The organism is Ktedonobacter robiniae (genome assembly GCF_016587375.1).
Taxonomy (GTDB): Bacteria; Chloroflexota; Ktedonobacteria; order Ktedonobacterales; family Ktedonobacteraceae; genus Ktedonobacter; species Ktedonobacter robiniae.
Genome location: NZ_BNJG01000003.1, coordinates 1,330,112 through 1,350,343 on the forward strand (window position 1 = coordinate 1,330,112; position 20,232 = coordinate 1,350,343).

Consider the following 20,232-nt stretch of genomic DNA (forward strand, 5'->3'; position numbering starts at 1 on the left):
CACAGACACCACCAGGCATCTGTAATGATCATGTAGTTTGCGTCCAGGCTAGAAGCACGTTGTCGTTACTTCATTGCTTTGTTCGCAGAATTGACAGGAACGGTGTTCTCCGCGATTGAGACATGCTCAACCAACGAAGTTCCGTTGTACTTCTGCATTCCACTCTTCAGTTGTTCAGGGTGCTCTGGTTCGTTCTTCTTTTGTTGTTGAACCGCAACCCGGCAGGCCTCGTGGGCTTGCCTCTTGCGTGTCGCTCCGGCGCTCGCGGTGTTCGTGTTCGCCGTTGACTTCGTCATTATCGCATACACTTTGCGCTTTGTCAAGTAATTTTCTGACGTCTTTTTGCGATCGCTGAAAACTCGTTTTCAGGCGTGCAAAATCTGGTCAGATCCCCTCTCTGCATGCTGTCAAAAACAGCACAAAGCCACGTCCACTCTTCTTGGGAGAGAACGTGTGATGCAGCGGGGGAAGTACCCGTGGCGAGCCACCTTAGCGTGGCACCTGGGCATCTGTTCACCTGCGATTCAAAAGCGAGGTAGAGACGCCGGGTAAATCGGACAGGAGCACCGATCAGACCGGTGATTGTCGCTGTTTACCATGTGTTGGAGCGAAGTGCATTATCCCACAGCCACCCCGCGCTGTCAAGCTGTGCAAATAGACCCACCCATATGGGTAATATCCCCAGCCCAGTAGCCACTACTGGCCACGCGGCTACTGGGCTGGGGATGTTAACCCATGCAAGCATGGACCCTACATTTGTCGATCGTGGGGTTAGTGATCGGCGATTTTTACGAGCTGCTTGCCGAAGTTTTCGCCTTTGAGCATACCGATGAAGGCTTTGGGAGCATTCTCCAGGCCTTCGGCGACGCTTTCGCGATACTTGAGTTTGCCCGAGGTATAGAGCTGCGTTAGCTCCTGCTGCGCCTGCGGCCATAAGTTCATATGTTCTCCAACAATAAAGCCTTGAAGCTTGACACGGCTGGCGAGGAAGGCTCCGAAGTTGCGCAACTGATACGGCTCAGTCACGTTATATTGCGATACAAAACCACAGAGCGGGATGCGCGCGTGCGCGTTGAGTTGCGTCAACACAGTATCGAGAATTTCGCCGCCGACGTTCTCAAAGTCGATGTCGATGCCATTGGGAGCAGCTTGCTTGAGATCCTGGTCCAGGTTTCCGGCTTTATAATCGACGCAGGCATCAAAGCCAAGCTCATTGACAACATAATCACATTTGGCCTTGCCACCCGCGATACCCACGGCACGGCAGCCCTTCGCTTTGGCAAGCTGGCCAACGACGCTACCAACCGCGCCCGAGGCAGCTGAAACGACGACCGTCTCGCCAGGTTTGGGTTCGCCAATCATGTTCAGGCCAACCCAGGCGGTGATACCAGGCATGCCCAACACACCCAGGAAGGCGGAGAGGGGGATTTTGTCCGCAGGTACCTTCAGCAGGTCCTTCCCGTTTGAGAGACCGTATTGCTGCCAACCAAAATAGCCAAGTACAACATCACCCGGCTTAAATTGCTCATTCTTAGACTCAACGACCACGCCGACTGTACCACCAACCATCACATCACCAATCTCCATGGGGGCGGCATAGGATTTGCCAGCACTCATACGACCACGCATGTAGGGGTCAAGCGAGAGATAAATATTTTTGACCAGGACCTGGCCCTCTTTGGGCTGGGGAATCTCGCTCCCGACAATTTTAAAGTCGCTCTCCTGCACCCACCCTTTGGGCCGGTTCGCGAATAAAATCTGCATATTTTTACCACTCATGATGAAATCTCCTTTTGGATTAATAGGCAAGCGCTGTGAGCGCAAGCAAACAAGCGTCATAATAAGTCTACACACATCATAGTCGCCTAGACCACTATCTTCTTACACGAAAACCAACGTCACTGCCGTGACTAGCGATACCACGCTCAGGTTTTCGATAGGCAATACATAGAAACGAGTTGATGCATCGTTTATTCCCCTGGCTTGAAACACAAGCAGCCTTAGATGCGCGTATAATGAAGTAGCAAAATATCGATGACGCTGAAGAAAGAGGTGTGTAATATGAAGATTGCCTTTAGTACGCTCTCCTGTCCCAACTGGAGCCTGGAGCAGATTATCGCGACTGCTCAGCAGCTTGGTTATCATGGCCTGGAGTTGCGTGTGCTGGACAATACTGTGTTAGAACTTGAACGTGACCGTGTAAAAATTGGTGAAGCGGTCAAGCAGATACGTGATGCCGGGCTGGAAGTATGCGCCATCGACACATCGTGTACGCTCAATCAGCCTACTGAGGAGGAGAGACAGGCCCAGATCGAGGGAATGCGTGCCTGGATCGGACTGGCAGGAGAGCTACATATACCCTTGCTCCGCGTCTTTGGTGGACAAAACAAGGCTGGCAGCGCAGCCGAACCCTCTGAAGAAGAGGTAAATACCTTGATCGCTGAAGAGCTAAAGGCTGTGGCTGCGGAGGCCGAACAGGCTGGCGTTACGATAGCGTTGGAGACGCATGACGCCTTTTCATCGGCCTATCGCGTCGCCAGAGTACTGAACAAGGTGCAATCGCCCAATATCGCGGCCCTCTGGGATAGCATGCATACCTACCGTGTCGGTGAGACATCGGAAGAGGTGATTCACGAGTTAGGCTCACGGATCGCCCATTACCATGTCAAGGATGCGGTACGCACAACAGACAATGGCTGGGAATTGAGGCTGTTGGGCGATGGCGAGGTACCCGTGGACGATCAACTGACACAACTCAAGCTTCTAGGCTATGATGGGTGGATCTCAGTAGAGTGGGAGAAGATGTGGCATCCTGAGATCCCCGAGCCAGAGGTCGCACTCCCCGAACACATCTCCTGGCTATCCACATTCCTGCCCACACTTGAGAGCATCCGCCTGGAACAGTAGCACATCCGTAGCATCAACACCCACTAATCACTATGGTACACGCTCCCCTGAATGGTCAGAGGGAGCGTGTACCATAGTGATTGACATCTTTAGTGATTGATATCTTTTTAGATTAGACACCGCTGAAGGCTGCAAAGCCACCATCAATGGGAACTACAATGCCGGTGATGAAGGCAGCAGCAGGGCTGACGAGCCAGAGTAACGTACCTACGAGATCTTCAGGTTGGCCATAGCGTCCCGCGGGGGTATGCGAGAGGATGGCTTGGCCACGCGCGGTAGGCGCGCCCTGCTCATCTGTCAGCAGAAAACGATTCTGCTCAGTAAGAAAGAAACCGGGAGCGATAGCATTCACACGGATACGCGCATCGTACTCCTGGGCCATATGCACAGCCAGCCACTGCGTAAAGTTATTGATTGCTGCCTTGGCCGCGCCGTAAGAAACGATGCGTGTCAGGGGGCGTAGCGAGGCCATAGAAGATATATTGATTATGCTTCCGTGGCCCTGGCTGGCCATAAGACGCCCAAAGACCTGGCATGGAAGCAGGGTTCCCTGAAAGTTGAGGCCGAAAACGGTATTGACGGCCTGCTCATCCAGTTCAAAAAAGGACCGCTCGGGTGAGACGGTCGCGGCTGACTGATTGCCTCCCGCACCATTGATAAGGATATCAATGCCGCCAAAGTGCTGCTGTATCTGTTCAAGAGCGCGTTCCAGGTCTGATTTGCTGGTCACATCACAGGCAAGAGCAAGGGCCTCACCGCCATTGGCCTGGATAGTACGCATAACATTCTCACAGGCCTCCAGGCGCCGACCTATGACGACGACACGTGCGCCTGCTCCGGCTAGCCCCTGAGCCAGCGCACTTCCTAGCACACCACTGCCACCTGTGACAATGGCGGTTTGTCCATTGAGCGCAAATAATGAAGAGAGATTTTGCATAAGATAACCTCTTAGCTCTTATTCCGAAACCCTACCCCCATTCGGGGGTAGGCGTCACTCTCGTGACTAGCGCTTCCCCTATTCGGGGACAAGCGCACTCAGGGTTTCGGATAGATAGTTTACTGATAAACTTTGAAGAGACAGGTCGTGCGAAAGCCAAGACGCTGGTAGATACGCTGGCCCTCGCCCGAGGCCTGTAAGACACCGATAGTATAGCCCACAGCTTGCGCGTCCTGAAGCGCGGCCAGTGTGAGCGCTGTACCAATACCACGTTTACGCGCGTGAGGAGTGGTGGCTACGGAGTAGATACCCGCAACCCCAGCATTCAGGAAAACGGCACTCGTCGCCACTGGCTCGCCGCGCCAGTAACCAAGAAAGAGGCGCAGGGGACCATCCTGGCTTAAGGCTACCGCTTCAACACGCTTGTAGAAGAGGTGGACATTGGTATCGGGTGGTTCAAAGACCCGCGAGACGGCCTGGGCAAACTGTTCTAATTGCTGGGATGAACTTACACGTTGGATAGAGAGGTCCTCTGGAACCGTCACAGTGCGTGGCAGAGCGCGCAGGTCGGCTACCATCCCCTCATCCACCTCCACAGAATCCAGTCCAGCCTGTTCCAGGTAAGCACCCAGGTTTCCAGGCTGGCTGGCTGGTCCAACCCACCAGGCGACAGGCAAGCCGCGTGCAGTGAAGTAGGAGATAGCTTCCTGTGTACGCGCCTGAACCTGATTGACGTTTAATTGAGCACGACAGATATAGTTAAAGGTATCCGAGGCTACGCCAGAGTCCACGAGCAGGAGATCGCCTTCATCCACTACTCGCATGCCAGGGGTATGCACAGCAAAGTAGGTCAGATATCCAACCGAGTTGGCTTCCATGGCGGCATTAAGCTCTTGCACTGATAACTCTTCCAATATTTAGAGGCCTTTCCAAACAAGAATGTGCATATTCTAGCGTTTACACTATTAGAGACCACTCAGGTTCAGAGTACAATAGAAAAGAGGTGGGATAGTTGTTGCTTCCTTTGTAGCAGAAGAAAGGCCATTTTATGGACATCCGATTGCGCACCCTCAATCCAAACCAGGACTATCCTCGCCTTGCTGACCTGCTGAGTACAACGGAGCTTGAGCCAGTCAGTCCAGACATGCTCCTCGCACGCCAGCAAAGTGCTCCCCCCGCTCAAGTTCAACATACCACACTTGCGATCAGTACACAAAATAGTGTACTGGGATTTTCGCAAATTCTGCATAATCCATGGGTGCATAGAGGTCAATTCTGGGTCTCTATTGTCGTCGATCCCGCATGGCGACGGCGCGGGATCGGTAGCGCCTTGTATGACCATGCGCTCGCATTTCTGGACACACAAGAGGCTAATCTACTTATCACCCAGGTGCGCGATAACTCCGCGCCCGGCCTAGAGTTCGCGCTCCACCGTGGCTTTACCCTGACCAGCTATACCCTAGAATCCTGGCTCTATCTCTCTGACTTCGACGATGCGCGCTTCCATGATTTCCCCGAGCGCCTGCAAGCCTCTGGCATCCAATTCTTTACCCTGGCTGATATAGAGGCGACAAATGAGCACCAGAGATGGCTATACGACTTACACCGGCGTATTTATGAGACTGGCTCAAACTCGGCTCACAAGAAACGCGTCTCTATCTCCTCATTTCATGACTTTCAGCGCATGCTCTTTCTCGCGCCCTGGTTTCGCCCGGAGGGCCAGTTCATCGCCGCTGATGGCGAACGCTGGGTGGGCACAGCTACTGTGGGCCATTACATAAACTGCAACTCGATGCACAATACATTTACGGGCGTCGAGCGGGCCTATCGAGGCCGAGGCATCGCGCTCGCACTCAAGCTCCTTGCCATCCGCTACGCCCGCCAGCGCCGCGCCGACTATATCCTCACACGCAACGATGCCGAGAATGCCGCCATGCTGGCAATTAACCGCAAACTGGGCTACCAGGTCAAGGGTGGATACTTTAGCCTGGCCTGCCGCATTGAATTTGCGCATTAATGAGGAAGAAAATGCTATTGCTTAGGATTCGAAAGGGGCGCCGCAATTGAAGCAGTAGTGGAAGTAGGTGGGGCAACGAGCGCTGCAGACGGAGCAGGTCAGGGCCTCCTCCTGCTCACCGAGAAGCGATTTGGCTTCTTCGGGAATAGGAGGAATATTTTCGGCGGTTACGCCCTCCTGGTCGAGTATGCGTAACACCGCTTCACGCACGCTATCTAGCCGCTCAGTACGCAAGACATCTCGGAGCACGTGGGCAGCGATACCTTCACCTTCACGAATAAGGCCTAAGAGGATATGTTCAGTGCCGACAAAGGAATGTCCAAGGCGCTTGGCCTCATCGACCGCGTATTCGATAACTTTTCTTGAACGTGGTGTCAAAGTTCCTTCGCCAGCGGATGGTTTATCCCCCTTGCCAATAATAGAGGTGATTCGCTCGTGTACCTGCTCCAGGCTTACGCCTTGTTCATGTAATACACGCCCTGCGATACCTCCATCTTCTTTTATCAAACCAAGCAATAGATGTTCAGTGCCAATATAGTTATGATTGAGACCGACCGCCTCCTTTTGGGCCAGGGCTAAAACATTACGAGCGCGCCTGGTGAAGCGCTCGAAGCGATCATGTCCGCCTGTCGGCTTACCCATTAATCTACGCATAAAGCCTTGAAAACCATTAGGCTCGGAGCGCTCACCTTTGGCTGGGAGGCGCTGGCGCTGCAAGTATTGCTCCAGTTCGGTCTCGGTAAAGCGAAACTCATTGCCTACACGGTAGGCGGTGATCTCCTGGCGATTGACTAGGCGGCGAATGGTAACGACATCGACCTTGAGAATGGCGGCTAGCTCATCTGAAGTGAGTAAAGGATCCATAAGAAACCTCGCTTTTTGCTAACTTCCTATCACTATGAGTTACTTTACATTACTATAAAGTAATTACCATTACTTCTGGATACTTGTCAAGGCTTTAGGGAATACAAAATAAAAATATCGTAGAATTTGACCTTCAGAATAACTTTTCGCGTCTGTAATGCTCAAAAAGAGGGTGTGTAGAGGTATTGTGTGAGCCATAGCTCACACAATACCTCTACACACCCTCTTTGGTCTGATTTCTTGTAAATTCGTCTTTATTTCACTAAATTTCGCCTATCGCTTCGGCGAGGGGCTGTGATTCCTGATGCTTGATTGCTTCTTCCGCAACCTGGAAGGCAGCCTCTTCGAGTTTGAAGGGTTTTATGCCCCAGACGGTTAACATATACCAGAGGGCACGAAAGTTCTCTGAAAGCATCTCCTGTTGCATGCGCTCATAAAGAACCTGGAACTCTTCATCCGTCGTCAGATTACACTTTTTAAATAGGGGCAATAAACTCATAAAGCCGCTACGCCAGTTCTCGTACTGGCTCTGGTTAAATGTGGTGCCATATGAGAAGTCAAAGGCGTGTGGACGATGTTGAATTTGCTCGCATCCTGCAACATGCAAAAACTTGCCCAGCAGAGGTGTAATGCCAAAGGAGCGGCCATGCGGCGAGAAACCATAGCCCAGTTGATGAAGCGCCATGGCTGCGAAGCACATCAACTCTTCCAGGGCCAGGCTATTAGACGTTCCCATATCATCTGGCTCGGTCAGGCGAATAATGCCACCGGGCCGTACAATACGATAGAGCTCTCCCATAACCTGCGGCCATACATCACGCATGATCACGCCAACCATAAAGCGCGCATTGACCAGGTCAAACGAGTTATCGGGAAAGGGTAGCGGCTTTAGCGCATTCCCTTCCATAAAAATAGCATTCTCTCTGCCCTCAGTCTGTGCCTGAGTGTGAGCGTACTTGATCATACGTCTACTGACATCCAGCCCAACCACTTCAACCTCAGGATATTCGTATGCCACATTCAAGACCCAATTTCCTGGTCCACAGCCGATATCGATAATACGCTCGTAGCCTTTAGGGAGCTGATTATCGAGTTCAGGGAATAGTCCCCCCATTCCCTGAGTAACAAGTCGATCCTGGTTCATCAGGCGAAGCATCTCCGCTGTATCCTCAGGATCGAGCGCATACGTATCCTCGCGTTCTCTCTGGTGAGAATCTCTGCTCATTTCGGAAACTCCTTTTTCGTCGCTTTCCGCCCTATAGCGACGTTCCCTTGCCCATAAACACGCATGTATGGCTGCTTTTCGCCTATAGCATCCATACATCTGACAATGAGGTGCATAGAAATGTTTAAAGCACTCCTATTTACCATACTGTTCTTAGTATACATTTACACGCATTTAAACACAAATATCCTAACAATAGGGTACGTTGTTTCCTATCTGTTACGGAGCAAACGCTTAAACTGTCCGATGGGACAGGAATAATCTGCCCTTCAGACCATATATGCAACGGGTCTACGTGCGCTACACTTCAAACACATGAAAGCGAGGATAAATTCTATGGATACGACAACATCAACCGCATTGGATGAGGTAAAGCAACTCATGCGTATGGCCGTGGGTGATGAGAAACACGATGTCAGTGCCCACTCTACACTCGATATACTCTGGGTGTTATATGACCGTGTTTTACGTTATATCCCTGACAAGCCAGAGGCAAAGGAACGCGATCGCTTCTTACTCAGCAAGGGGCATGGACCACTAGCTCTATACGCCATTCTAGCTGCGAAGGGCTTCTTCTCTACCACGGAACTGGAACGCTTTGAGACGTGGGAGGGGATTTTAGGGGGACATCCTGACCGCCAGCAAGTACCGGGGGTAGAGATCTCTACTGGCTCATTGGGGCATGGGTTACCTATGGCGGTAGGAGTGGCCCTGGCGCTACGCGCGAAGAAAGGTGAGCAACGCGTTTTCGTACTCATCGGCGATGGAGAGTGTAATGAAGGCAGTATATGGGAAGCGGTAATGCTGGCTGGGCAGCTTAACCTGGCAAATCTGACCTGCATCCTGGTAAACAACCACTCCAGCCTCTACAACTTTAGCGATCTGGAAACAAAATTTAGCGCCTTCCACTGGCAAACTACCAATGTTGATGGGCGTAATCACGAGCAGCTTTACCAGGCATTAAGCATGACCGCTACCACGCAACCGCATGTGATCATTGCTGATATCGCCCGGTGAGCTAATGTAGCAAATACGAATGCGTACTCTTTGAGAGGCAGAAGAAACAAACACTAGAGTGAAATGGATAAAGAAGAATGACAACAACACAGAAATTAAGTATGCGCGACCAGATGGTCGCCACAATAGCCGAATTATTCGAGCGAGACGAGCGTACAGCCTTGGTCCTGGCTGCGGTAAGCGCCACACAATTCGCACCTATCTTGCAGCGTTATCCCCAACGCGCACTAAACCTTGGCATTATGGAGCAGAGCATGATCGGCGTTGCCGCGGGCTTTGCCCTGGAAGGCTTTATTCCCTTCGCACACACGATTACCCCCTTCCTGGTTGAAAGACCACTTGAACAGCTTAAAGATGACTTCTGTTACCAGGGACTGGGTGGTAACTTTCTCAGCATTGGTGCCTCCTACGACTATAGCACCGATGGTTCGACACATCATGGGCCTGCAGATGTTCCCCTGCTCATGCAACTTCCAGGCATGCAAATCGTGGTTCCTGGTACGGCTCACGAATTAGATCAATTATTGCAAGCAGCGTATGCTAATGGTTCGCCCACATACTATCGCACATCAGTCGCTGAGCACAACGAACATCTGGATATCGAGTTTGGAAAGCTCAAGGTTATCAAACAGGGAAGTCAGGCAACGGTGATCGCGGTTGGCCCTTCACTGGAGTACGTGCTTCCAGCGGTCGAAGGATTGGATGTAACGCTGCTCTACTGTACAACGGTCGCTCCTTTCGATAAAGAGACCTTGCGCGCTCACGCTGGCAAGGGAGAGATAGTCGTGGTCGAGCCATACTATGAGGGAGCGCTTGTACCAGACATTAGCGCGGCGCTAGAAGACACACCTACACGCATTAAGGCTATTGGTGTTCCACGCCAGTTCTTACATCGCTACGGCACATTAGAGCAATACAATGCAGCACTCAAACTTACACCTGAGGAAATACGTCGGCGCATCGAGCAGTTTCTATAAAGCGTAATGTGGCTGCATGCCAACGGCGCACTTATAGTTAAAGGTGCAGGTATGCGCGCAGTTGCTCGGCGGCCTGTTTGATCTCACGCACAAACGCGGAGCGGGCTGGGACGCCTCGCGGCCACATCGCACGTAAGAGCGGCTCAAGCATATGGATAGCGGTAAAGAGGCGTAGGCGTTCTTCGTAATGATCAGGGAGGACACGAATCTGGGCATAGCCATTAAAGAAGGCATCGCGCAGGGCCGCCTCATTTTCGCGACCTTGCAGGCAGAGGAGTGCAATCGCCATATCATAGAGATAATAGCCGAACTGACATTTCTCGAAGTCAATGGCACGTACCTCGTCTTTATAGAAGAGGTAATTAGTGGGCTGAAAATCGCTGTGAATCAATCCATAGGCTGTCTTATTTGTTGTCAATTGATTAAGCATGTCCTCTGTCTGCTCAAAGAGAACGGCAAAGGTCGCGGCATCGCGTCCCGAGAGTTTGGCCTTGCCACCAACCTCGGTCAGCTCAGGTTTGACTAACGCCTGCCAGTCCCAGCGTGGTCGCTCAAAGTCAGCAGGCAGCATATAGTTCTCCGCATGCTGGTGCAGGCGCGCCAGAAACATACCCGCGCGCTCAAGTCGACCAGGGCTGAGCAAGGTTTCGGCGAAGCGCCCCTCTACCCAGCGAAAGAGGACACAGCGTGGCGTCTCGGGAATATCGGCAATACATACCTGGATCAGTAGCGAGCCATCGCGCATGAAGACTGGCTCTGGCACGAGTAGCTCAGTATCGCGACGCAAGGCAAGCAGCCAACGTAGCTCTGAGAGAATCGCCTCTGTGCTCACCTCCTCGTGGCCATAGAAGCGGAGGATATACCGCGCCTTCTCCAGATGCATGCTCAAGCTATCTTCATTAAAGACGCGCCTTTGGGCAACGACCTGAAAGAGGGTATCCACACCGGCATTGATCAAACTTAAACGCGCATTTCCGATATCATAGTAGGCAAGCGCCGCCTCAGCCAGCTCGCGCAAGCGCCGCACGCGCCCATTATAAGTTAATTCGTTTATCGCAGTCTCCATCCACCTTGACCCATACAAACTAGCCAACACAGTTTCAACCTCAAATATATTACCATACTTCGTTGCCGTTACAAGCGCTTTCAGCCAATTCTACTACCTTCATCTTATAGAATAAAATAGATCTTGATCCTTTTTACAGATGGGGATGCAAAGATATATGATACGATGAAGCATAGATATCCTGGCAATATTCGTTTGAAACATACTGAGTAGAGGTAGGTTTTCACATGCCAACTGTAACCTTTCAACTGGTTACTCTCGACACTTTGAATACTCTGATAGAGTTTATGCGCCAGTTTTACGCCCACTTTAATTACGCTCTAGATGAGAGCAAGCTCGCCGCCGTTGAGCAGCTTCTTCAGAGACCTGACTATGGACGCATCTGGCTTATCTACTATGATCAGCAGCCCGCAGGCTATATAATTCTGACGTTTGGCTATAGCATCGAAATGCATGGGCGTGACGCTTTAATTGACGAGCTATTTATTGATGGGCAGTATCGGGGCAAGAAAATTGGCGAACAGACGATTAAGTTTATAGAAGAGACCTGTAAACAAATGGGCATGCATGCTCTTCATCTTGAGGTGGAACATGAGAACATCGGAGCACATCGCCTCTATCGCAGGCTGGGCTTTGAAGAGCATGAGCGGCACTTTATGACTCGGTGGCTGGAATAAAGCAGACCCAGACTCTGGCCCGCTCGCTCCCTGTGTTATATGATGGATGAGGAAATCAGATAAAGTCAAATATATATTAGGAAGAGACATATGCTAAAAGCAATTATTTTTGATTTTGATGGTCTTGTTATTGATACTGAGATGCCAGATTTCACTTCCTGGCAAGAGATTTATCAGGAGCATAACATCACCTTTGCACTTACGGACTGGCTGCCCCTGGTTGGTACCGGACCCAGCACCAGCCCCTTCAATCCCTATGATTACCTGGAAGAGAAGAGCGGCAAGAGCTTTGATCGCGAGATCCTGCGTATGCAACGCATGAAACGGCATCATGAGCTAATCGCCAACCAACCTGTGCTTCCGGGGGTCGAGGCGCTTATACGCCAAGCAAAAGAGAAGAGTCTCCTGCTTGCTGTCGCTTCAAGCTCCTCACGCGCCTGGGTCACAGGTCATCTCAAAGAGCGGAATCTCCTGCACTACTTTGATGCCATCGCCTGTGGTGACGAGGTGAAGCATGCCAAGCCCCAGCCCGATGTTTACCAATCAGCACTGACCCAATTAGGAGTACAGCCACATGAGGCGATCGCCCTTGAAGACTCGCTCAATGGTATGCGCGCCGCGCGAGCCGCAGGCATCTTCTGCGTAGTCATCCCCAATGAGCTTACCAGGCATTTCGACTTTGCCGGGGCTAGCTTGCAACTCAACTCGCTGACGGAGCTTTCGCTTGAGCATATTCATACGCTCATAGCCAACATCGAGACCAAGGCTTCAGAGAGCCACTAGCATAGCATTCATAATAATGCTGTATTAGCATGTGCAGCTTCTTACGGCACTTATACTGGATAGAAATATGGGTTTTGTGGATGGTGGCTGGAAGGGCTCGTACATATGCATATCCCTGGCGACGTAAAGCTATTTCTAGTGCTGCTGACAATTGCTTGTATCCTGCTCTTTGTGGTTATGCCCCTTGGTATCAGTTATTGGCGTCTCGCACGTGCTCCGCGAGACGCCAGGCCATCATTGAGAGAAGCTGTTGCCATCCTCGCTGGCATGCTCACGGGAGATATCGCGGCCCTGGTATATGATCATAATCAGGCAGATGTCTTCTTCGGCGCTCATCCCAAGCTTGTCCTGGTTCTGCTCCTGCTTATCAATCTCCCTGGCATGCTTTTCCTCTTCGACTACTGCGCGAGTTATTATCTTCTAACCAGGCGAGCAGTGTGGACCCAGAAACGCCTCGCAAGGCTCAAGAAAGCCTCTCCCTTGCTACGTATGCCGCCCCTTTTTAAAACTCCACCACCTGTAACCGACAAATTTAGACTATAGGAAATTCGTGTAGAACAGGCGAAGGGACTATTAGAAGATCAGGTTACTATTGTAGGGCGAGTTGGAGTTATGCTGCTCACCATCGTTGTATACCACATAGCGACCGGTGAAGGAGACAACGGTGGTTGTGCCTTCCACAATATCAACCTTGAGTTCCAGGCGTCCTCGGCCTCGCCTGCGAAGCATACGCGCGAACTGTTCAATACTCTGCTGCTGTGGGCGAGCACATATGGTTACGAAATCCTGCGTCACAGGTGCGAGATAACGACAACTACTATCTTGAATGACAATCTCTCCAGCTAGCTCCAGCTCTTGCATAAGCAGCCAGGTCATGCCCCAACCAGTTAGAGTGAGAAGGGCGTTTAAACTACCGGCGAATACAGTACCTGCGTGGTTGACGTTGGCAGTCAGGGGCGCAGTAAAGCAGAGGCGTTGGCCATCGTAGGTATCGACCTTCAGGCCTAGCTGTCTGGTAATAGGGATGTAGGTCCAGAGCATGTCCTGCAATTGGGCTAAACGTTCTTGCATCTTTTCCAATCTTCTCCGTAACAAGGTGTTATTGTTCAGTTATAACAGAAATAGATATATTTGCAAAGCTCATATGGCAGTATAACAGGTTCTCGTAAGGGTCTGCGGGCTCTCGCACCTACGGAGCTCAGGGGTATAAGTGGTAGGCGCATGGCGTGGGCAATTGCCCACGCCATGCGCCTAGGCAGTATGTCAAGTACTGTGTAAAAGGACAAGATCTGGCTGAGCTTGCGATGCTGGTGGCATCGTGAGCTTGTGGAAGGTCAAGCCGCGAATGACGGCATAGAAGAGCAGCAGACAGCTCCCCTCATTGCGAAACGCGGCAGCCATCTTGTGCGAACGACGTTTGACTTCTCCAAAGAGCCGCTCACTGACATTGTTGGTGCGAATGGTCTTCCAGTGCGTCTTCGGAAAGGCGTAAAAGGTGAGACAAGCCTCCAGATCCCGCTGCAAGCACTCTACCGCGGTGGGATAGACCTTCTGGTACTTCTCAAGGAAAGCAGCCACGGCTTGATCGGCCTGCTGTCGGCTTTCTTGGGAAAAGAGGGCTTTGAGCTCAAGTTCAAGCTGTTCTCGCTGCTTGCTCGGAACGTAACTGAGCACGTTCTCCATCTTGTGCAGAACACAGCGTTGTCTCTGTGCGGTCGGGAAGTGCTTGGTGATGGCATTGAGCATGGCTCGGTTGCCATCACTGATCCAGAGCCCGATTTCCTTGACTCCTCGTGCTTTGAGATCCTCCATGAGATCTTCCCACGCCTGCTGATTCTCCCGATCCCCCACGCGAAAAGCCAGCACTTCTCGCTCTCCGGTGATGGCAATGCCCACCACCGCCAAGATGGGCATCTTGCAGCCTTCGCTCTGGTAGATCACGGTGAAGTAGGTCCCATCGGCAAAGGCGTAGGCATAGCGCTGAGCTAGGGGACGGGCTTTCCACTGCTCATACTCCTCTTGCAGCGTATGAAACACCCGCGAGACGGTTGAGGCACTCGGATGCAAACCGGTTAATGTCTCGATGATCTCTCCGACTTGAGCCATGCTCACTCCTTTGATGAACATGTCTTGCATGGCGCCATCCAGCTCGTCGCGGCGGCGATGATAACGCTCAAACAACTGCGTGTGATACCCTCCTCGCGTGCGAGGAACGGGCACATCGGCGATTTCTCCCACAGTGGTGTCCAGATGACGGCTGTAGTGTCCGTTGCGTTGATCTCGACGGTGTTGGCTGCGCTCATACGGCTTGGCTCCAATAAAGGCCGTCACTTCTTCTTCCAGCACATTGATGAATGCGATGCGAACGGCGTACTGGAGTCGCTCTTTCACCAGCTGCTCAAAGGCCTCTTGACGGGTGATGATGTCTTCGCTAGAGTGATCGTAAAGGGTCATGGCTATCCTCCTGGTTCAGTTTTACTACATTTTCCAGTTCAGGATACCAGACCTTTTTTTTACACACCACTCAGAATACTGCCTGCGCCTACCACTTATTATAAAACATATTTAACAAATATTAATCAGAAAATAGACTAAAGCGAAAAAGCCTTGATTTATAACGTTCAATTAGGTAATGTGTATTTGAATGCACTACTTTGATAGTTTTATGGAGAGCGTCTTATGAGTTTCAAGGACGTCCAATTTTTGGATGTCTGCCAGCGGAAAGGAGGAGGGGATATAGAACGAGGAGAGACTGAACAATTGCGATATCGATGACAGGCTGTTATCGATAGCACAAGGGAGCAGAAGATGCATCCTTCGCCGCTTTACATGTGATTGTAAGCACTACCACCCAGACAAGGAGCACCAGTATGCAAAAAGTGTCCCTGCGCAAGGTTAAAACGCCGATGAGCTATATACAGGACATCGACGAGGAGGTAATGCACTTCTCCTTACAGGGGCTTCTGCCGCCTGGCCATACGCTTGCGTTGAACACGACACTTGGCACGCTTTCCCATCTCGTCTGCGAACAGGATCGCCCACATATGCTGATGGAACAGCAATTTACCACCAGCGAGATCTGCGTCCTGCTACCCCTGTTGGAATCTTACCCGTATTATTGTCCCTACGAAGTGCTACTCGCCAGTTTCGCCAGTGGCCGTGTCACTGAAACGACCATTGCTCGGTGTCGCGAACGCCTGCAAGAGGCTCAAGAGGCAGGTGTGTGGGACCAGGAGATGCGTCCCGTGCGCAATGTGCTCTCGCGCACGCGTATCAAAACACGCTCCTTCGGTATTGAGATTTCATCCATTTTAGAAACTGGCTATATACTCATGTATATGCCGAATCGGAGACGCGCAGAAATTTAATCGTATGCTGTTCGACTAGGAACGTACATTGTAGTACAAAGTCTATACAGGCTACTTCCATTTCTAGCTTTCTACGCGCGGTGCATATACCTGCCGGTACCCCGGGCTGGCAGGTATCGGTTCACAAGAAATAAATGCGCTTCACAACGCCAAGTGTGGTTTTACACGTGGTGATCTTCCTCCCTACCCTTCGCCCCACCCCCAACTATTATTAGTGCAGGCGTTCTTTTCTTGAGGTGCTATGGCATGTAAGCAAGCTCCAGTGGCCAATCGACTATAAAGTATGGCTGTCCTGCCGCGCCACCGCAACCCACCCAGTTCGCTCGCTATTGCGGTGACGCAACAAGTACAAACCTCGGAACAAATGAAACATCGTCCTTCTCCAGAGTAACACATTTCCAAGCACAATTCCAGCGAAAAGTATAAAAAATTTATAAAAAATGTGCGTTGCATTTATACAGAAGATTGGTATAAGACATTACAAAGCTTATACCAAAAGCTTTGTAATGTCTTACTGAAGACTTCTCGCCACTACGTGGCTCGCAGGGGTTATATGCTGCGGTGAGGCAAGGCCTGCGGCCTTGCCTCACCGCAGCATATAGGGGGAGTTTAGTGATTTTGATGGCTTATCCGCAAAGAAAAGATAGCAGGGTTCAAGCTGGTCTGTTAAATAAGGGTATGGAACGCGGGTGAAGGCTCGCGCCTTTCCCATCGCACTATATAACCCCAATATCGATAAGGGTATGGAGCACAGGCGAAGGCTCACGCTCCATACCCTTATTACCCGCGCCGCAGGCATGATAAAGATGAGAAGACAGCTAGGAGATGACAAGAAGCCGAACACCCTATACTTCATCCAGGTGCAGTGCAAAAGAGTGCCTGTCTCCTTGTTCGCGCAGAGATAGGTACTTACGGAGTATTGTCAGCGTATTGCGTTCTCCGTAGGGATACCGTGCCAGGCCCTCAAGAGAGGGAGAGCTTCCACGTTTGTTCGCGTTCATGCTCACCTGGACTGCGACCCAGGGCGAGCTCCGTTCTCACGGATGACTCTTCATCGATGGGTGGAGATGCAAGAGTCACGCGCACAATGCAGAAGACACTCTGTTACACGGTAGAAGACGCTAGTTACCTACAAGGTATGCCAGGCAGCAAGGCCGCGTGGTATAAGACGCGGCAAGGGGGTAGAGAGCAGTCGCTATGGGAGGTCATAGCGCGCGGCTCTCCCGCCCTGGCTGCGGGGCATTAGTACCTTATTCGATGGGGATTGGCTGTGTTTTCGAAGGGAGTAACCTTGTGTTTCAGTTGCAGCTCTGGCGGGTGCGGGGGATCAACGCCATTCGTGTATGCTTCGGCCTCACCTGGCTGGTCAATGCCTGGTTTGCCTGGCAGCCTGGTTTCCTCACGGCGATGACGGCACATGCCGTGGCGACATTGCCTGGCCAGCCCACGTTCATTCAGAGCTGGATACACCTTTGGTTGTCCATCCTTAGCATCAATCCTGCCTTCTTTTCCGGTCTTATCGCCTTGTTAGAGACAGTCATCAGTCTAGGTCTGCTGGCAGGCACCCTGACCAATGTGATCTGCCTGGTGGGAATTGTGCTCTCACTCTTTCTCTGGTCGACGGCTGAAGGCTTTGTGTTGCCTTATAACGTCATCAGCCCCGGCGCGATGCTGACGTATACCCTGGTCTTTCTTGGTCTCATCGTCGGAAACGCGGGTTATCCCTTTGGGCTTGACCGCTTCCTCTGTACGTGGCTGGGACGCTGGTATTTTCTTTCATCCGCATCCAGCCAGGTGATTCATAAACCACAAACGCAATTCGATTTACAAGATCCATATAACCAGGTACTCTGGCTTCCCCCACGTGGCTCCGCGCATATGAGTACACAAGTAATGCCCGCAACTCGCGCCTCCAGGTTCTCAAGAGATGAAACGGGTCACCCAGACCAGGCCTTCGAGACATATAGTAGCAACACACAATCGCGCTTAAACGCCATTCGCGGACAACGCCTCTCGCCCTTGTATATAGATCGACTAGATCGACGCGACCCACGCTCACATGACGCACACACACAAACACCTGGACCTATCGCTCACTAACATGCCCATTTAATATGTCGTATGGCATTTCCTGGTTCACCTGGCATTGCCAGTTCAGCGCCTGGCTGTCCGTCTGAAGAGGTAGACAGCGAGAGAAGTGGAGTAGGTAAGTATGTCTTCGTACCAAGACTCGGCTCGATTTGCCAATTCGCGCCCACTAGGAGTACTTAATCCAGCATCTGGTGCTGGCTTTATGCAGTCGCTCAATGCGCCAGACAACAAGGCGGCAAGCTCTGTCCAGGAGAGCTTTACCTTTACTGGCGAGGCCCTGGCTCGCGATACCTGGGGCGAGCGCTATGGCTTCTGGATTGTGCTCTGCTTTACCCTGGCCTTTGCGCTCTTCCTGATCGTCATGATCCTGGCGGGAAATGTGCCTGGCAAGAGTTTCCCACTCAAGAGCATCTCTGATATCATGCAATTTGCCGGCGAATGCATTGGTCTCTTCTTCTGTGTACGCGTCGCCTTGCGTCTACAGCGTGTCACGCGCCAGCTCAAGCAGGAGCTAAGACAGAAAGAGGCCTGGAAGCATAGCCCCAACGAGACAGCGCAGGCCCGCGCGACCTACCAGGCCGCTCAACGCGCCTTCCTGGCCTGGACCTGCCTGGCCATCGCTATCGCCCTCTACGCCAGTGGCCAGGCCGTCTGGACCAGCTATGATGTACGCATGAACTCCGCTGATGTGCCTTTTCCTGGCCTCTATGATATCGGCTTCGTCGCCTGTTATCCCTTCTTCCTGCTCGGCACACTCTTGCTCACACGGCGTAATAAAGCGGCAGTGGGGCGTGTGCGTCTCCTGCTAGATGCTCTGGCGGTTATCGGGGCCGCGCTGGCTATCTCCTGGTTTTTCCTGCTCAATCCCTTGATCGCAAGCCTTGCTCAGCAGCCAAGTCAGGGTGCGGCCTTTCTCTCGGTCTATTTTCCGACAGGCGATCTCTTCCTGGTGGCAGTCGGCGCACTACTGATGTTCAGCCCACTCTCGAATCGCGATCAGCAGTCTGTCTTTATGCGCCTCTGTCTCGGCCTTTTCTGCCTGGCTGTGACAGATAGCCTGCTCGCCTACTATTCGCTCTCGTTCAGCTTCAACACCGGCACCTTGCAGGATGTGCTCTGGCCGCTGAGCATGGCCCTCATTGGCCTGGCCGCTATCGAATATCCTCTAAGTATCGCACGCGGACAGGTGCAGCAGGCCAATACACAGAACGCTCGTATTGTGGCAACCTCGCTCTCTGCGCGCAACCAGAACTCGCAGACGGCAGGTATCGCTCAGGCCATCGCGCCCTTTATCCTGATCCTCCTGACCTGTGCCCTGCTGCTAACGGTTGTGGCCCCTAAAGGTGGCCAGATTCTGATGCAGGCTGACCTGGTTGCCCTCGGACTGGTACTCATTATCATCGTACGCCAGGCGTTGACGTTGATTGAGAATAACCGCCTGACCATGCAGATGCGCGGCGAGCTGGTTATCTCGCGCCGCGAGCTCCAGGTGACGCGCCGTGAAGCGGACGAGGCCTCACGTAGCGCACAGAATAAACAGGTGCTCGAAGAGGGCATTACACTCTTGAGAGAGGTGCATGCACGCGTAGCCAGGGGCGATATCGCGGCTCGCGCACCCACGGTTCCTGGACCCTTGCTCCCAATCGCTATCAGCCTGAACCTGATGCTTGACCGCCTAAGCTCGCTCTCAGAACGCGGCTCACGCTATGATCGCCTGGTACAGGATTGTCGCGCGCTCCAGCAAGGGATCGAGCGCCTGACACAGGGCAAACCAGTTATGCCAAATAATCAACCTCCAGTGAATCATCCCGAATTGCGGGCGCTCTTCCTTGGTCTCAGTCATTTACAGCGCTCGCAGGATAGCCAGCAGCGTCGCCAACAGGGCAGTCTCTCGACCTTAAACAACCTGATGCGTCGCTTCCGCGATTCCATCTACGAGATTCGCCGCTCGCCCCTCTTTGAGGAGCAGGCCCAGGTAAACTTTGAGCGTATGCTCCTCGACCGCGTCATACGCGAGCTAGATCTGATGGAGCAACAGATTCAGAACCTGCTCGGCAAGAACATCGACGCCCAGGCACTGACACCTATCTCCATGCCACAGGCATATCAACTGGAGGCGCCTACTCCGTCGAGACGTGCTCAAGAGGCGGGAGCAAGCGAACGTGTTCAGCAAAGCCAGCCGTTCAACGGCAAGTCACAGCGTCTTTATAATCCATATCAGCGTATTCGTCGTAACACAGACGAGCAGTAGGTAGCCAGTTCGGGGTAGGTCCTCCTTGTGTGGGAGACGAAAACTACCCCCG

Annotated in this window: 19 protein-coding genes; 10 read left to right on the forward strand and 9 right to left on the reverse strand. The window is 52.1% G+C overall.

Translation table 11 applies throughout. The features are described from left to right. Positions 1-65: 65 nt before the first annotated feature. Both JMJ04_RS38355 and JMJ04_RS38360 read right to left on the reverse strand, forming a co-directional pair. Positions 66-296, reverse strand: coding sequence for a hypothetical protein (locus JMJ04_RS38355; protein ID WP_201375628.1), 231 nt, complete (start codon positions 294-296; stop codon positions 66-68). A gap of 475 nt (positions 297-771) precedes the next feature. Continuing rightward, the gene (locus JMJ04_RS38360; RefSeq protein ID WP_201375629.1) at positions 772-1,779 is read right to left on the reverse strand and encodes an NADP-dependent oxidoreductase; all 1,008 of its coding nucleotides are present in this window, start codon (positions 1,777-1,779) and stop codon (positions 772-774) included. 282 nt (positions 1,780-2,061) lie between these two features. Here JMJ04_RS38360 and JMJ04_RS38365 point away from each other — a divergent pair, with 282 nt between their 5' ends. Next, on the forward strand, positions 2,062-2,907 hold the full coding sequence (locus JMJ04_RS38365) for a sugar phosphate isomerase/epimerase family protein (RefSeq protein ID WP_201375630.1): 846 nt from the start codon (positions 2,062-2,064) through the stop codon (positions 2,905-2,907). A gap of 112 nt (positions 2,908-3,019) precedes the next feature. Here the strand turns inward: JMJ04_RS38365 and JMJ04_RS38370 are convergent, their stop codons facing one another. Together JMJ04_RS38370 and JMJ04_RS38375 are read right to left on the reverse strand one after the other, a co-directional pair. Beyond that, positions 3,020-3,844 carry an SDR family oxidoreductase gene (locus JMJ04_RS38370; protein ID WP_201375631.1) on the reverse strand — a complete coding sequence of 275 codons (825 nt, stop codon included), beginning with the start codon at positions 3,842-3,844 and terminating at the stop codon, positions 3,020-3,022. A gap of 119 nt (positions 3,845-3,963) precedes the next feature. Next, positions 3,964-4,743, reverse strand: a complete 780-nt coding sequence (locus JMJ04_RS38375) for a GNAT family N-acetyltransferase (RefSeq protein WP_201375632.1) — start codon at positions 4,741-4,743, stop codon at positions 3,964-3,966. A gap of 149 nt (positions 4,744-4,892) precedes the next feature. Here JMJ04_RS38375 and JMJ04_RS38380 point away from each other — a divergent pair, with 149 nt between their 5' ends. Further along, positions 4,893-5,861: a GNAT family N-acetyltransferase gene (locus JMJ04_RS38380; RefSeq protein ID WP_201375633.1), complete on the forward strand. Its 969-nt coding sequence runs from the start codon at positions 4,893-4,895 to the stop codon at positions 5,859-5,861. Positions 5,862-5,882: 21 nt separating this feature from the next. Here the strand turns inward: JMJ04_RS38380 and JMJ04_RS38385 are convergent, their stop codons facing one another. Together JMJ04_RS38385 and JMJ04_RS38390 are read right to left on the reverse strand one after the other, a co-directional pair. Then, positions 5,883-6,725: a helix-turn-helix domain-containing protein gene (locus tag JMJ04_RS38385; protein ID WP_201375634.1), complete on the reverse strand. Its 843-nt coding sequence runs from the start codon at positions 6,723-6,725 to the stop codon at positions 5,883-5,885. A 262-nt stretch (positions 6,726-6,987) separates the two neighbouring features. Beyond that, complete coding sequence (locus tag JMJ04_RS38390) at positions 6,988-7,950, reverse strand: class I SAM-dependent methyltransferase (protein WP_201375635.1); 963 nt, start codon at positions 7,948-7,950, stop codon at positions 6,988-6,990. A 336-nt stretch (positions 7,951-8,286) separates the two neighbouring features. Here JMJ04_RS38390 and JMJ04_RS38395 point away from each other — a divergent pair, with 336 nt between their 5' ends. Both JMJ04_RS38395 and JMJ04_RS38400 read left to right on the forward strand, forming a co-directional pair. After that, positions 8,287-8,967, forward strand: coding sequence for a thiamine pyrophosphate-dependent enzyme (locus tag JMJ04_RS38395; protein WP_201375636.1), 681 nt, complete (start codon positions 8,287-8,289; stop codon positions 8,965-8,967). Between the two features lie 77 nt (positions 8,968-9,044). Next, entirely contained in the window at positions 9,045-9,944 is a 900-nt protein-coding gene (locus tag JMJ04_RS38400) for a transketolase family protein (protein WP_201375637.1), read from the forward strand. Between the two features lie 37 nt (positions 9,945-9,981). Here JMJ04_RS38400 and JMJ04_RS38405 read toward each other — a convergent pair whose 3' ends face one another. After that, positions 9,982-11,010 carry a phosphotransferase enzyme family protein gene (locus JMJ04_RS38405; protein WP_201375638.1) on the reverse strand — a complete coding sequence of 343 codons (1,029 nt, stop codon included), beginning with the start codon at positions 11,008-11,010 and terminating at the stop codon, positions 9,982-9,984. 227 nt (positions 11,011-11,237) lie between these two features. Between JMJ04_RS38405 and JMJ04_RS38410 the strand changes: the two genes are divergently transcribed. The 3 genes from JMJ04_RS38410 to JMJ04_RS38420 all read left to right on the forward strand — a co-directional run bounded on the left by JMJ04_RS38410 (position 11,238) and on the right by JMJ04_RS38420 (position 13,013). Further along, positions 11,238-11,687 (forward strand): GNAT family N-acetyltransferase, encoded by a 450-nt coding sequence (locus JMJ04_RS38410; RefSeq protein ID WP_201375639.1) that lies wholly within the window; start codon positions 11,238-11,240, stop codon positions 11,685-11,687. 90 nt (positions 11,688-11,777) lie between these two features. Continuing rightward, complete coding sequence (locus tag JMJ04_RS38415; protein ID WP_201375640.1) at positions 11,778-12,470, forward strand: HAD family hydrolase; 693 nt, start codon at positions 11,778-11,780, stop codon at positions 12,468-12,470. A 105-nt stretch (positions 12,471-12,575) separates the two neighbouring features. Next, entirely contained in the window at positions 12,576-13,013 is a 438-nt protein-coding gene (locus JMJ04_RS38420) for a hypothetical protein (RefSeq protein ID WP_201375641.1), read from the forward strand. A 30-nt stretch (positions 13,014-13,043) separates the two neighbouring features. On the opposite strand, the gene JMJ04_RS38425 is transcribed toward JMJ04_RS38420, so the two are convergent. Continuing rightward, complete coding sequence (locus JMJ04_RS38425; protein ID WP_201375642.1) at positions 13,044-13,541, reverse strand: YiiD C-terminal domain-containing protein; 498 nt, start codon at positions 13,539-13,541, stop codon at positions 13,044-13,046. A gap of 192 nt (positions 13,542-13,733) precedes the next feature. Then, entirely contained in the window at positions 13,734-14,924 is a 1,191-nt protein-coding gene (locus tag JMJ04_RS38430; protein WP_201372653.1) for an IS256 family transposase, read from the reverse strand. 416 nt (positions 14,925-15,340) lie between these two features. Here JMJ04_RS38430 and JMJ04_RS38435 point away from each other — a divergent pair, with 416 nt between their 5' ends. The 3 genes from JMJ04_RS38435 (at position 15,341) to JMJ04_RS38445 (ending at position 20,180) form a co-directional block, all read left to right on the forward strand. Continuing rightward, positions 15,341-15,838: a hypothetical protein gene (locus tag JMJ04_RS38435; RefSeq protein ID WP_201375643.1), complete on the forward strand. Its 498-nt coding sequence runs from the start codon at positions 15,341-15,343 to the stop codon at positions 15,836-15,838. A 1,293-nt stretch (positions 15,839-17,131) separates the two neighbouring features. Continuing rightward, positions 17,132-17,938, forward strand: coding sequence for a hypothetical protein (locus tag JMJ04_RS38440; RefSeq protein WP_201375644.1), 807 nt, complete (start codon positions 17,132-17,134; stop codon positions 17,936-17,938). A 112-nt stretch (positions 17,939-18,050) separates the two neighbouring features. Continuing rightward, positions 18,051-20,180: a hypothetical protein gene (locus JMJ04_RS38445; RefSeq protein WP_201375645.1), complete on the forward strand. Its 2,130-nt coding sequence runs from the start codon at positions 18,051-18,053 to the stop codon at positions 20,178-20,180. Positions 20,181-20,232 lie beyond the last annotated feature (52 nt).